We start from the raw sequence: 12,186 nt of genomic DNA, 5'->3' as shown, positions 1-12,186 counted from the left end.
CGACGCCAGCCACTAGGACAGCACAAACCTCGAATAAATCGACTCAAGTAATGCTTTTAATCGTCCACTGCATCGAGGAATTCGTCTACCACAGGCATCTCACCCAATCGTGACGGAATGTTTAACCCGAAGTGCAAATAGGCATGGCGCGTCACCACCCGCCCCCTGGGTGTGCGCATGATGTAGCCCTGCTGGATCAGGTACGGCTCCAGCACATCCTCAATGGTATGGCGCTCTTCACTGATCGCGGCCGCCAGGCTGTCGACGCCCACCGGGCCACCGTCGAACTTCTCGATCATGGTCAAGAGTAGACGTCGATCCTGGTGATCGAAGCCATGTTCGTCCACATCCAGCAGGTTCAAGGCCAGGTCCGCCACGGCCTTGGTGATATGCCCCTTGGCCCGCACTTCGGCAAAGTCGCGTACACGGCGCAGCAAGCGGTTGGCGATCCGTGGCGTACCACGGGCGCGACGGGCGATTTCAAACGCGCCTTCCGGGTCCAGCGGCAAGCCGAGAATGTTCGCCGAGCGGCTGACGATGGTCGCAAGGTCCGCAGTGCTATAGAACTCCAGACGTTGAACAATGCCGAAACGGTCTCGCAGCGGGTTGGTCAACATGCCCGCCCGCGTAGTCGCGCCGACCAATGTGAACGGCGGCAAATCAAGCTTGATCGAACGGGCTGCCGGACCTTCACCGATCATGATGTCGAGCTGGAAGTCTTCCATCGCCGGGTACAGCACTTCTTCGACGATCGGCGACAGCCGGTGAATTTCGTCGATAAACAGCACGTCGTGCGGCTCAAGGTTGGTCAGAAGCGCCGCCAGGTCACCTGGCCGCTCCAGCACCGGGCCGGAGGTGGACTTGATCGACACGCCCATTTCCTGGGCGATGATATTGGCCAGGGTGGTTTTACCCAGCCCCGGCGGGCCGAAGATCAGCGTGTGGTCCAGGGACTCACTGCGCCCGCGTGCGGCCTGGATAAACAACTCCATCTGCTCGCGCACGGTGGGCTGGCCAATGTAGTCGGCCAGGCTCAGGGGGCGGATGGCCCGGTCCTGGACTTCTTCACGGTCACGCGGGCCGGTGGCCGCAATCAGACGATCAGCTTCAATCACTTAAATCATTCCCTTCAGGGCTCGGCGGATCATGTCTTCGCTGCTCAGGTTCTTGTCCTTGATGGCCGACACCGCCTTGCTGGCCTCTTGCGGCTTGTAGCCCAAGGAGATCAGCGCGCTGACCGCATCGCTTTCAGCGCTGGCGACCTGGCCGGCCGGCATATCCGGCTGATTCGGCACCAGCGCAAACATGCTCGGTACCACTTCCCAGGCTTTGAAGCGGTCCTTGAGCTCCACCAGCAGGCGCTCAGCGGTTTTCTTGCCGACACCCGGCACCTTGGTCAGCGCCGAGGTGTCCTGGGCCGAAACCGCACGTACCAGCTCGTCCACTTCCAGGCTCGACATCAGCGCCAGCGCAAGCTTGGGCCCCACGCCGTTCAGGCGAATCAGCTCGCGGAAGAAGTCGCGGTCACGCTTGCCAATGAAACCATAGAGCAATTGCGCATCTTCGCGCACCACCAGATGGGTGTGCAGGGTCAGCGGCTCACCGACCGACGGTAGGCGATAAAGGGTGGTCATGGGCACTTCCAGCTCATACCCCAACCCATTTACATCCAGAATCAGGTGCGGCGGCTGTTTCTCAGCCAGGGTGCCGCGCAAGCGTCCAATCACGGTTCAGATCCTTAAAGCTTGAAGGTCAGAACAGCGCCTGACCGGAAATAACGATTGCGCTGATGCTATCAGAGACGCAGCCGCCCGCCACGACTGCGTGCCGTACCAAGGCCGTGAGGCAACAGGCTGGAACGGGTGTGCGCGTGGCAAATGGCAATGGCCAGGGCGTCGGAGGCGTCGATTTGCGGTTTTGAGGTGAGTTTGAGCATGTGCATGACCATCATCTGCACTTGCTCCTTATTGGCCGCACCGGTGCCGACCACGGCTTGTTTAACCTGCGTCGCCGTGTACTCGGCGATTTCCATGCCCTCCTCCGCACCCGCTACGATAGCGGCGCCACGGGCCTGGCCGAGCTTCAACGCGGAGTCGGCGTTCTTGGCCATGAACACCTTCTCGATGCCCATGGTGACCGGCCCGTAGGTCTGGATCACCTCACGCACGCCGCGATAGACGATCTGCAGGCGCTCGGCCAACTCGCCCGCGCCGGTGCGGATGCAGCCCGAGGCGACGTAGACGCAGCCACGCGGGGTCTGTTGCACCACGCCAAAACCGGTGATGCGCGAACCGGGGTCGATACCTAGGATTAAAGTCATAACGCCTGCGGAGTGGGAAAACACAATTCTTGCGACCAACATCGATCAAATGTGGGAGCTGGCTTGCCTGCGATACAGACACCTCGGTGCTTGTGTCAAACCGAGGGGATGCTATCGCAGGCAAGCCAGCTCCCACCCAAACCAGCTCACACATCGGAGCGGCGTGACGCTTAAGAGAGCTGCTCGGCTACAGATTCCGGGATGTCGGCATTCGAATACACGTTCTGCACATCATCCAGGTCTTCAAGCATATCCAGCATCTTCAGCACCTTCTGCGCGCCGTCCAGGTCCAGCTCGGCGCTGGTGGTCGGCAGCATCACGATTTCCGCGTCGGTGCCTTTGAAACCGGCGGCTTCCAGTGCGTTACGCACGGCATAGAACCCGGCGAACGAGGTAAACACGTCGATGGAGCCGTCTTCGTTGGTCACCACGTCGTCGGCGTCCGCTTCCATGGCCGCTTCGATCAGTGCGTCTTCATCCACACCCGGTGCGAAGGAGATCTGCCCCTTGCGCTCGAACAGGTAGGCCACCGAACCGTCGGTGCCCAGGTTGCCGCCGCATTTGCTGAATGCGTGGCGCACGGCGGCGGCGGTACGGTTGCGGTTGTCGGTCATGCACTCGACCATCACGGCTACGCCGCCCGGGCCGTAGCCTTCGTAGCTCAGCTCGACCATGTCGTCGGTGTCGGCGGCGCCGGCACCACGGGCCACGGCGCGGTCGATGATGTCGCGGCTCATGTTCGCGCCGAGGGCCTTGTCCAGCGCCAGGCGCAGGCGCGGGTTGGAGCCCGGGTCACCACCGCCCTGACGGGCGGCGACGGTCAGCTCGCGAATCCACTTGGTGAAGATCTTGCCTTTCTTGGCATCCTGACGCTCTTTGCGGTGCTTGATGTTCGCCCACTTGGAATGGCCAGCCATAACACAACTCCGAAATTCTCTAGAAACCTTGTCAATCCCGCCCCAGGCAGGACTTCTCTCTTTAAAGCACAACCCTTGTAACGCAAAGGCGCATCCGAAGATGCGCCTTTTTAGACTGCGTAAACCTCAGTGCGCTTTCACGCAGCAGCCTTACTCAGCCTTCGGCGTCTCGCGCAGACGGATGTGCAGCTCGCGCAGCGCCTTGGCATCCACCACACCCGGAGCCTGGGTCATGACGTCCGCAGCACTCTGGGTTTTCGGGAAGGCAATCACTTCACGGATCGACTGCGCGCCGGTCATCAGCATCACCAGACGGTCCAGGCCGAACGCCAGGCCACCGTGCGGCGGCGCACCGTATTTCAGGGCGTCGAGCAGGAAGCCGAACTTCTCTTCCTGTTCCGCTTCGTTGATGCCCAACAGGCGGAACACCGCTTGCTGCATCTCTTTGCGGTGGATACGGATCGAACCGCCACCCAGTTCGGTGCCGTTGAGCACCATGTCGTAGGCACGGGACAGCGCGCCAGCAGGGTTGGCTTCCAACTCTTCAGGCGAGCACTTCGGCGCGGTGAACGGGTGGTGCAAGGCGCTGAAGCTGCCGTCATCGTTCTCTTCGAACATCGGGAAGTCGACGACCCACATGGGTGCCCACTTGCAGGTCAGCAGGTCCAGGTCGTGGCCCAGCTTGATCCGCAGCGCGCCCAGAGCTTCGCTGACGATCTTGGCTTTGTCGGCACCGAAGAACACGATGTCGCCGTCGACTGCACCGACGCGATCGAGGATCGCGTTCAGGTTGTCCAGCGGAATGTTTTTCACGATCGGCGATTGCAGGCCGTCAACGCCATTGGCGCGCTCGTTGACCTTGATGTACGCCAGGCCCTTGGCACCGTAGATGCCGACGAACTTGGTGTAGTCGTCGATCTGCTTGCGCGGCATGCTCGCGCCGCCAGGCACACGCAGGGCGGCAATGCGGCATTTAGGGTCGTTGGCCGGGCCGCTGAACACCTTGAAGTCGACTTCCTTGAGCTGGTCGGCCACGTCCACCAGTTCCAGCGGGTTACGCAGGTCTGGCTTGTCGGAACCGTAGCGGCGCATGGCTTCTTCGAAGGTCATGTGCGGGAATTCGCCGAACTCCAGGTCCAGCACTTCCTTGAACAGGTTGCGGATCATCTGCTCGGTGAGGCCCATGATCTCTTTTTCATCGAGGAAGCTGGTCTCGATGTCGATCTGAGTGAATTCCGGCTGGCGGTCGGCGCGCAGGTCTTCGTCACGGAAGCACTTGGCGATCTGGTAGTAACGGTCGAAGCCGGCCACCATCAACAATTGCTTGAACAGCTGAGGCGATTGCGGCAGGGCGAAGAACGAACCGGCGTGGGTACGGCTCGGCACCAGGTAATCGCGCGCGCCTTCCGGGGTAGCCCGGGTCAGGATCGGCGTTTCGACGTCGAGGAAGCCGTTTTCATCGAGGAAGCGGCGGATGCTGGTGGTCATGCGCGAACGCAGACGCAGCTTCTCGGCCATTTCCGGGCGACGCAGGTCCAGGAAGCGGTAGCGCAGGCGGGTTTCTTCGCCCACGTCGGAGTATTCGTTAAGTGGGAACGGCGGCGTTTCCGACTCGTTCAGCACTTCCAGCTCGTAGCCCAGCACTTCGATCGCACCGGACGCCATGTTCGCGTTCACGGCACCGGCCGGACGCAGGCGAACCTTGCCGGTGATTTTTACAACGTACTCGCTGCGCACGCGGTCGGCGGCGGCGAAGCTCTCGGCGCGGTCCGGATCGAACACCACCTGGGCCAGACCATCACGATCACGGATATCGAGGAAGATCACCCCGCCGTGGTCGCGGCGACGGTGAACCCATCCGCAAAGGGTGATTTCCTGACCATCCAGGGTCTCGTTCAGTTGGCCGCAATAGTGGCTGCGCATCATGGTAGTGGTTTCACTTCTCGTAATTCGAAATTCGGTGGAGGCCTGCCTCGTCACCGTACATTAAAGCAGGGGACGGATAATGCAGGAGCCTGCGCATTGAGTTCAACTCAGTCTGCTTTGTCGCCGCCGGCCAGGTTCTTCTTGGCGCCGGTCTTGAAATCGGTCTCGTACCAGCCGCTGCCGCTCAGACGGAAGCCCGGCATGGACAACATCTTCTTCAGCTCAGGAGCCTGGCAAGCAGGGCAATCGACCAGCGGCGCGGCGCTGATCTTCTGAATGGCTTCCAACTGATGACCACAGGAAGCACATTGATAGTCGTACATGGGCATGGAGATGTCTCGGCGATCAGATCGTTACTGCGCCGCGCCTGACCCAGGACAAGCCAGGCATGCGCAGCAAAGCCCGGGATTATATCTGGTAAATCCAGGCAGCGCAGCCGGCTTTCTGCCCGGAGCCTCGCCCACGTCAATAGCAGGCCGGCCCGGGCACCGGCTGATTACTCAGGGTTCTGCAGGGTCACCCGACCTTTTAACAGGTGAACGACGCACACCACCCTGACCAGCCCACTGAAGTTCTTCACCCCTCCATACCGCAAGTGCACTTCCCGATCGACATAAGACAGCAACGCGCTGACGGAGCAGGCGTTGATCCTGGCGATTTCCGTAAGGATATTCCAATAGACCTGCTCAAGCCGCAGGCAAGTGGAAAACCCATTGAGCCGCACCGATCGGGACAGTGGCTTGGCCAGCCCCATATCGAACCCTTTCGCGAAGGGGTCGACCTTTATCTTATGAAAACCACCGGTTTCCATCACTCCGTTACCCACTCCACGTGACATACACCTGACACTCCATTGCCAAACAGCACCCCATGGGATCTCCCATTGGGCAGTGACCCTATAAAACAGCAGGCAGAGGCAGGCAGCCAGAAGACGGGACGTTGATAGGCGTAGGACAACGCCAGGAAATGCGTGGAAACAAGCGAGTGGCGCCCGGGCGGCGCCACTCAAGGCCAGTGTTTACTGATTTTCGAGCAATGAACGCAGCATCCACGCGGTTTTTTCGTGAACCTGCATACGCTGGGTCAGCAAGTCGGCAGTCGGCTCATCGCTGACCTTGTCGAGCAACGGGAAGATACCGCGCGCGGTGCGAGTGACCGCTTCTTGACCCGCTACCAGTTGCTGGATCATTTCTTCGGCACTGGGCACACCTTCCTCTTCCTTGATGGAAGACAGACGGGCGTAGATCGAATAGGCACCCGGCGCCGGGAAGCCCAAGGCACGGATACGCTCGGCAATGGAGTCCACCGCCAGCGCCAGCTCGTTGTACTGCTCTTCGAACATCAAGTGCAGCGTACGGAACATCGGGCCCGTAACGTTCCAATGGAAGTTATGGGTCTTCAAGTACAGTACATAGGTATCGGAAAGCAGCCGGGAAAGCCCGTCGACGATGGATTTACGATCTGCTTCGCTGATACCGATATCGATTGCCATGTTTATCCCCTTCAATTGACAAGCATTCATTGATCAGGTGCAGGACCACTCTAGCAAGAGTGTCGCGGATGCGCAGCCCGGCGCACCCACGCGACGTGCGGCAAATCGCCCCGATGGGGGCCTGCAACGTAGGGTACGAGGCTGCTACGCAGCCCAACGCGGGCAAGCCTGCTCGCCACACAAACGCCTGCACCTGTCTAGGACAAGCGTTTGACGCAGAAATGCCGTGAGCCTTGCAACACCCGGAAATGCTTGATTTGAGTAGGCACAGCCTTTGCTGTTAAATAGACGGCGTGTCGCTGCCGTTAATTTCCGCGGCCGGCGGCATAGGCTGATACCCGCGCACGTGCTTAACGCCTCCCATTGTTCAGAAGCGAACCGTGCCAGTCAGCTCTTCCTTGTGATCCGTCTTAACGTGAGTTAATCAAAATGTTGAAAATCGTCCACCTGCTAACGGGCGTTGCAGCTTTGCTGCTGTCCTTTATACCGAGCTTGCAACAGGGAAGCCCTCCCTACCTGGAACAACACGACGCTCTGTACCTGGCCTTGTTCGGCCTTCTTAACCTGACGCTGGCACCGGTGATCCCTTACTGGAACAAAGGCACGCGTCATCAACTGCAAAACCTGGTCAGCGCGCTGCTGGTACTGACCGTTGTCGTTCAAACCCTCACCCTCCTGGCACCTATGCCTGAAGTGGGCGGCCACCCGGCCATCCTGCTCAGCCTGGTGATTGCTGTGGTCGCCATCGTCCTTCACCTGGCCATCAGCTTCTACCGTTCCTCCCCGGCGGCCGCGTCGCAAAACTACGACATGACCAACCGGGATACCGGTACCGTCAAGTGGTTCAACACCTCCAAAGGCTTCGGCTTTATTTCCCGCGATTCGGGCGACGATATCTTCGTCCACTTCCGGGCCATTCGCGGCGAAGGCCATCGCGTCCTGGTGGAAGGCCAGCGCGTGGAGTTCTCCGTCATGAATCGCGACAAAGGCCTGCAGGCCGAAGACGTGATCGCTGCTCTGCCGCGTCGCTGACTCCAGCCTTCGCAGCAAAAAAAACCGCGATCCGGCATTGACCGGATCGCGGTTTTTTATTGCACCCCGCTCACTCAATAGTGTGGCGGCGGCGCTTCCTCTTCGGAGGTCTCGAACTGACTACCCATTTCTTCCTGGCGCTTGAGCAACGCGGCCATCTGCAATTGCAGGCGCTCGACGGCACGTTGCTGGGTGACGAGGATGTCATTGAGGGTCTCGATGGTGTCGTCCTGGAAGGCCAGGCGGCTTTCCAGGTCCGTCACGCGGTCTTGCAAATCCATGGTTCAGCCCTGCGCAAAAATAAAGTCGGCAGGCAACAACTCACGCATGCGTGCGCGAATAGCCGCTACCTGTTGTTCGGTATAAGGCTGCGCCGGGTGCTTGCCCCACACTGGCGCCGGCCAGGCGGCGTCATCACGCTTGCGCACGATTACATGCACATGCAATTGGCTGACGACATTGCCCAGCGCACCAATATTCATCTTGTCGGCGGCCAAGCCTTCATTAAGCAACTGCGCCAGGGTGGTGGTTTCTTGCCAGAGTGTTTGTTGATCTGCGACATCCAGCTGAAACACTTCGCTGATACCGTTGATACGCGGCACCAGGATGAACCACGGGTAGTTCGAGTCATTGGACAGCAGCAGGTGGCACAGCGGGAAGTCCCCAATGGCCAGTGTGTCTTGTTGCAGGCGTTGATCTAGGGCGAACACCACGGGCACTCCGTTCGGCAGGTCAGTTTCAAGGGCCCAGCATACATTCGAATGCCTCCGGCTTCACGGCATTGCGCAGAGTCACGACGCAATCCGATAAAAAACCTGCACTCTTTCGAGGCAGTTGAATATTTGAGCTACGCTAACTCGGGCCTCACCGGGATGCACCAAAATGACCCACTTGTGCCTCAAAGGGATCCGCCGACTACCCACCCAAGAGGGTGGACCGGTAACATTTCCCACTGGCACAGGATGTGTGCAGCACCGCGCAGGTGCAACGCGGGCGTGTCAAGCCCAAACCAAACGGCGCAAAAAGCCCGTGCTTATGCGGTTTTTACACGGGCGTAACGATTTTCACGAAAAAATGACATTCGGTTACCGGTTTGGGCGCGCTTGTTGCATTCACACCCATATCGTCGGCAACGACACCCGCCTGGAAGCAGGTGTTTCGCGATAAAAACGGTGGCGTTTCAATATGTACCAGGGACGAGTTCAAACTTCCAAGCGGGGTTGAAAACAGTATTGAAGTTGTCAGCCCGGTTACACACGGGCTGTGAATTTGCGACAGGGAGCTAGCAATTTACGACAGCCTCGTAAAGAAGCTGAAAGGATAGATGGGTAAGTATCGTCAATAGAGTCTGCGTGATATAACTTTGCGCCGACACAATAAAGAAAGAGCCGCCCAGATAAAAATACAGGTGGGACGGCAGTACTCTTCCTAAACCAAAGGAGCAAATCACGATGCGCGTGATGAAGTGGAGCATGATCGCCCTGGCTGTTTCAGCAGGCACCTCGCAGTTCGCAATGGCGTCCGCCCAGGACGATTCCAAGGGTTTTGTTGAAGACAGCACGTTCAGCATCAATACCCGTGCACTGTATTTCAGCCGCGATTTCCGTAATGAGCCAGCGAGTGGCTACAGTACCGTTAACGGCAAGCGTAAAAGCCGTGCGGAAGAGACAGGCCTTGGCTTCAATGGTCTGTACGAATCCGGCTTCACTCAAGGCACCATTGGCGTCGGTATTGATGTAATCGGCCTGCTGGGCGTGAAGCTCGATAGCGGCAAAGGTCGCGCTGGTACAGGTCTGTTCCCAACGGGTTCGGATGGTCGCTCGCAAGACGACTACTCCAAAGGCGGCGGAGCGGTTAAGTTCCGTTTCTCAAACACCGTACTGAAAGTCGGTGACCAGTACACTACGGCACCTGTATTCGCCTCTGACGACAGCCGTCTGCTGCCAGAACTGCCACAAGGTATATCGCTCACCAGCAATGAGATCAAGGGACTGAAACTGGAAGGCGGTCACTTCACTTCCAGCGTCGCGCAGAACCAGACCTACCGTGACAGCCTTGGCCTGACAACGACTGACTTTGTCGGCGGTGTCTACTCGTTCACCCCAGAGTTCACCGGCAGCCTGTACTACGCAAAAACCGAAGATTACTTCCGTAAGTACTACAGCAACCTCAACTGGACCCACGCGCTTAGCGACGACCAGTCGTTCGCTCTGGACTTCAACATCTACGACACCAAGAGTGAAGGTGCCGGCCTGCAACGCGCCGAAAAAGATGGTACGACCAAGCTCGACAACCGCGCGTTCAGCTTGCAGGGTGCTTACACCGTTGGCGCTCACACCTTCACGCTGGCAGCCCAGAAAGTTACTGGCGACGGCGACTACGGCTACGGCGTAGACGGCGGCGGCACAGTGTTCCTGGCCAACTCCATCGCCCGTTCCGACTTCAACGCCGAAGGCGAGAAGTCCCTACCAGGCGCGTTACGACATCAACATGGCGACCTTCGGCGTTCCTGGCCTGAGCTTCATGACTCGTTATGTCACCGGTAGTGGCGCCAACACTGGGACCACTTCGAACGGCAAAGAGTGGGAACGCGACATCGAAGCCAAGTACGTAGTCCAGAGCGGCCCGGCTAAAAACCTGAGCCTGCGTCTGCGTCAAGCTACCTATCGCTCTGGCGATGGCGTGTACTACGGTTCGCCTTCGATCGACGAACTGCGTCTGATCGCGAACTACCCGCTGAACATCTTGTAATTGACGGTTTAATTACAACGATGGCTTAAGGCTTCGGCCTTAAATAAAAAGCCGCCCTCTTGTGAACAAGGGGGCGGCTTTTTTATTGCTGTATTGTTTCAGCGCCGGAATAACTAGCAAGCTAACTATCTAGTTTAAACCTACCGCACCGAAGCTGACCTATCGGCCAAGTTCGATGCGGTTGTTGTTGTTTATTACTTGGCTGCTGTTTCCTGCATCACGCGAATAACCCGCTGCGGAAATGGAATATCAATCCCCGCGGCTTTCAGACGGTCACGTGCAAGTTCGTTCAACATAAACACCACATCCCAATAGTCTGCAGTCTTGGTCCAGCAACGCAGGGAGACCGTGATCGAACTGTCACCCAAGGTCGAAACCACCGCCACAGCAGCCGGGTCTGCCAATACACGTGGGTCTTTGGCCAGCTCCAGCAGCACTTCACGGGCTTTTTGCAGGTCAGCTTCGTAGTCCACACCCACATCAAACACCACCTTGCGGGTCGGTTGACGGTTGGTGTTGGTGATGAGGCCGTTGGACAGGCTGCCGTTCGGGATGATCACAGTCTTATTGTCGCCGGTGCGCAACACGGTGTGAAAAATCTGGATGCTGTCGACGGTACCGGAAGTACCCTGGGCTTCGATCCAGTCACCAATGCGAAACGGGCGGAACAGCAGAATCAGCACGCCACCGGCGAAGTTGGCCAGGCTGCCTTGCAATGCCAGGCCAATGGCCAGCGTGGCAGCACCGATCGCGGCAACGAACGAGGTGGTTGCCACGCCGATCATCGAGGCTACGTTGACCACCAGCATGACTTTGAGCGCAATGTTCGCCAGGCTGGTGATGAAGTGCTGCAGCGCCAGGTCAGCATTGCGCAGCGCAAGCAAACGCCCCACTCGGTGGGTCAAAACGTTGATCAGCCACCAGCCGATGGCCAGGGTGACCACGGCCAGCAAAAACCGGCTGCCGTATTCCATGATCATCGGTAACCACGATTCTGAGGTCTTGATCAGGTGATCCACTTCAGCGTTCAAATCCATCTACATTCTCCTGTTTACCGGATGTTCGGCGTATTGAGTGGCCATAAATGCAATTGAGCCCCGGAGGGCTCAATTGCAGGCGCAGGTTCTGGGGCGTGGGACGTCAAAAAGCCCCACAGGTTCCCCAAAGTGCCATCAGTCGCGGAAGTTATTGAACTGCAGCGGCATGTCGAAGGTCTTGGCGCGCAAGGCAGCGATTGCCTCCTGCAGATCATCACGCTTTTTGCCGGTCACGCGAACCTGCTCGCCCTGGATGGCGGCCTGGACCTTGAGCTTGGCATCCTTGATATGGGCCACGATCTTCTTCGCCAGCTCTTTGTCGATGCCTTCCTTGAGCACGGCTTCCTGCTTCATCAGCTTGCCGGAGGCATAGGCGTCCTTGATTTCAAGGCACTGGGCGTCGATCTTGCGCTTGACCAGGGACAACTTGAGGATCTCGATCATCGCTTCCAGCTGGAAATCGGCTTCAGCGGTCAGGTTGACGGTCAGTTCCTTTTCCTTGAATTCGAAGCTGCCCTTGCCTTTCAAGTCATAGCGACGGTCCAGTTCCTTGACGGCGTTCTCGACGGCGTTGGTGACTTCGTGTTTGTCCAGTTCAGATACCACGTCGAACGAAGGCATGTGATTTCTCCAATATAAGGGGCGGACTCAGTAGAGATGGAGCGCGCCCGAGCTAAAATGCCGGGGCATTATAGCGGTTCTTTCGCCGCG

The 12,186-nt window shown here is 58.5% G+C and carries 13 protein-coding genes and 1 pseudogene; 2 read left to right on the top strand and 12 right to left on the bottom strand.

The window, feature by feature from the left end:
- Window positions 1-56: 56 nt before the first annotated feature.
- The 8 genes from ruvB to LRS56_01470 all read right to left on the bottom strand — a co-directional run bounded on the left by ruvB (window position 57) and on the right by LRS56_01470 (window position 6,655).
- Window positions 57-1,115, bottom strand: a complete 1,059-nt coding sequence (gene ruvB / locus LRS56_01505) for a Holliday junction branch migration DNA helicase RuvB (GenBank protein WDU63287.1) — start codon at window positions 1,113-1,115, stop codon at window positions 57-59.
- Window positions 1,116-1,727, bottom strand: coding sequence for a Holliday junction branch migration protein RuvA (gene ruvA / locus LRS56_01500; protein ID WDU63286.1), 612 nt, complete (start codon window positions 1,725-1,727; stop codon window positions 1,116-1,118).
- Window positions 1,728-1,795: 68 nt separating this feature from the next.
- Window positions 1,796-2,320 carry a crossover junction endodeoxyribonuclease RuvC gene (ruvC, locus tag LRS56_01495; GenBank protein ID WDU63285.1) on the bottom strand — a complete coding sequence of 175 codons (525 nt, stop codon included), beginning with the start codon at window positions 2,318-2,320 and terminating at the stop codon, window positions 1,796-1,798.
- Window positions 2,321-2,490: 170 nt separating this feature from the next.
- Window positions 2,491-3,237, bottom strand: a complete 747-nt coding sequence (locus LRS56_01490) for a YebC/PmpR family DNA-binding transcriptional regulator (protein WDU63284.1) — start codon at window positions 3,235-3,237, stop codon at window positions 2,491-2,493.
- Window positions 3,238-3,387: 150 nt separating this feature from the next.
- Window positions 3,388-5,163 (bottom strand): aspartate--tRNA ligase, encoded by a 1,776-nt coding sequence (gene aspS / locus LRS56_01485; protein WDU63283.1) that lies wholly within the window; start codon window positions 5,161-5,163, stop codon window positions 3,388-3,390.
- Between the two features lie 107 nt (window positions 5,164-5,270).
- A complete protein-coding gene (locus LRS56_01480; GenBank protein WDU63282.1) occupies window positions 5,271-5,492 on the bottom strand; it encodes a zinc ribbon domain-containing protein in 222 nt (73 codons plus the stop codon).
- Window positions 5,493-5,659: 167 nt separating this feature from the next.
- Entirely contained in the window at window positions 5,660-6,001 is a 342-nt protein-coding gene (locus LRS56_01475) for a ribbon-helix-helix domain-containing protein (protein WDU63281.1), read from the bottom strand.
- 180 nt (window positions 6,002-6,181) lie between these two features.
- Entirely contained in the window at window positions 6,182-6,655 is a 474-nt protein-coding gene (locus LRS56_01470) for a DNA starvation/stationary phase protection protein (GenBank protein WDU63280.1), read from the bottom strand.
- Window positions 6,656-7,465: 810 nt separating this feature from the next.
- Here LRS56_01470 and LRS56_01465 point away from each other — a divergent pair.
- Window positions 7,466-7,687 carry a cold-shock protein gene (locus LRS56_01465; protein WDU65673.1) on the top strand — a complete coding sequence of 74 codons (222 nt, stop codon included), beginning with the start codon at window positions 7,466-7,468 and terminating at the stop codon, window positions 7,685-7,687.
- A gap of 74 nt (window positions 7,688-7,761) precedes the next feature.
- Here the strand turns inward: LRS56_01465 and LRS56_01460 are convergent, their stop codons facing one another.
- Window positions 7,762-7,968, bottom strand: a complete 207-nt coding sequence (locus LRS56_01460; GenBank protein ID WDU63279.1) for a SlyX family protein — start codon at window positions 7,966-7,968, stop codon at window positions 7,762-7,764.
- 3 nt (window positions 7,969-7,971) lie between these two features.
- Window positions 7,972-8,397 carry an HIT domain-containing protein gene (locus LRS56_01455; GenBank protein WDU63278.1) on the bottom strand — a complete coding sequence of 142 codons (426 nt, stop codon included), beginning with the start codon at window positions 8,395-8,397 and terminating at the stop codon, window positions 7,972-7,974.
- 741 nt (window positions 8,398-9,138) lie between these two features.
- On the opposite strand from LRS56_01455, the pseudogene LRS56_01450 reads away from it, so the two are divergent.
- Window positions 9,139-10,438, top strand: a pseudogene (locus LRS56_01450) (OprD family porin).
- 194 nt (window positions 10,439-10,632) lie between these two features.
- On the opposite strand, the gene LRS56_01445 reads toward LRS56_01450, so the two are convergent.
- Window positions 10,633-11,475: a mechanosensitive ion channel gene (locus tag LRS56_01445; protein WDU63277.1), complete on the bottom strand. Its 843-nt coding sequence runs from the start codon at window positions 11,473-11,475 to the stop codon at window positions 10,633-10,635.
- 135 nt (window positions 11,476-11,610) lie between these two features.
- A complete protein-coding gene (locus LRS56_01440; GenBank protein ID WDU63276.1) occupies window positions 11,611-12,096 on the bottom strand; it encodes a YajQ family cyclic di-GMP-binding protein in 486 nt (161 codons plus the stop codon).
- Window positions 12,097-12,186: the final 90 nt, after the last annotated feature.

Source organism: Pseudomonas poae, assembly GCA_028869255.1.
In the GTDB taxonomy this organism is placed as follows: Bacteria; Pseudomonadota; Gammaproteobacteria; order Pseudomonadales; family Pseudomonadaceae; genus Aquipseudomonas; species Aquipseudomonas poae_C.
The sequence above is the reverse complement of the archived record's forward strand: the minus strand, read 5'-3'. Positions and strand labels throughout refer to the sequence as shown.

Coding starts and splice junctions, on each gene's coding strand:
- aspS (WDU63283.1), bottom strand. CDS start 5,163: ATGATGCGCAGCCACTATTGCGGCCAACTGAACGAGACCCTGGATGGT.
- LRS56_01470 (WDU63280.1), bottom strand. CDS start 6,655: ATGGCAATCGATATCGGTATCAGCGAAGCAGATCGTAAATCCATCGTC.
- LRS56_01475 (WDU63281.1), bottom strand. CDS start 6,001: ATGTCACGTGGAGTGGGTAACGGAGTGATGGAAACCGGTGGTTTTCAT.
- LRS56_01460 (WDU63279.1), bottom strand. CDS start 7,968: ATGGATTTGCAAGACCGCGTGACGGACCTGGAAAGCCGCCTGGCCTTC.
- LRS56_01480 (WDU63282.1), bottom strand. CDS start 5,492: ATGCCCATGTACGACTATCAATGTGCTTCCTGTGGTCATCAGTTGGAA.
- ruvC (WDU63285.1), bottom strand. CDS start 2,320: ATGACTTTAATCCTAGGTATCGACCCCGGTTCGCGCATCACCGGTTTT.
- LRS56_01440 (WDU63276.1), bottom strand. CDS start 12,096: ATGCCTTCGTTCGACGTGGTATCTGAACTGGACAAACACGAAGTCACC.
- LRS56_01465 (WDU65673.1), top strand. CDS start 7,466: ATGACCAACCGGGATACCGGTACCGTCAAGTGGTTCAACACCTCCAAA.
- LRS56_01445 (WDU63277.1), bottom strand. CDS start 11,475: ATGGATTTGAACGCTGAAGTGGATCACCTGATCAAGACCTCAGAATCG.
- LRS56_01490 (WDU63284.1), bottom strand. CDS start 3,237: ATGGCTGGCCATTCCAAGTGGGCGAACATCAAGCACCGCAAAGAGCGT.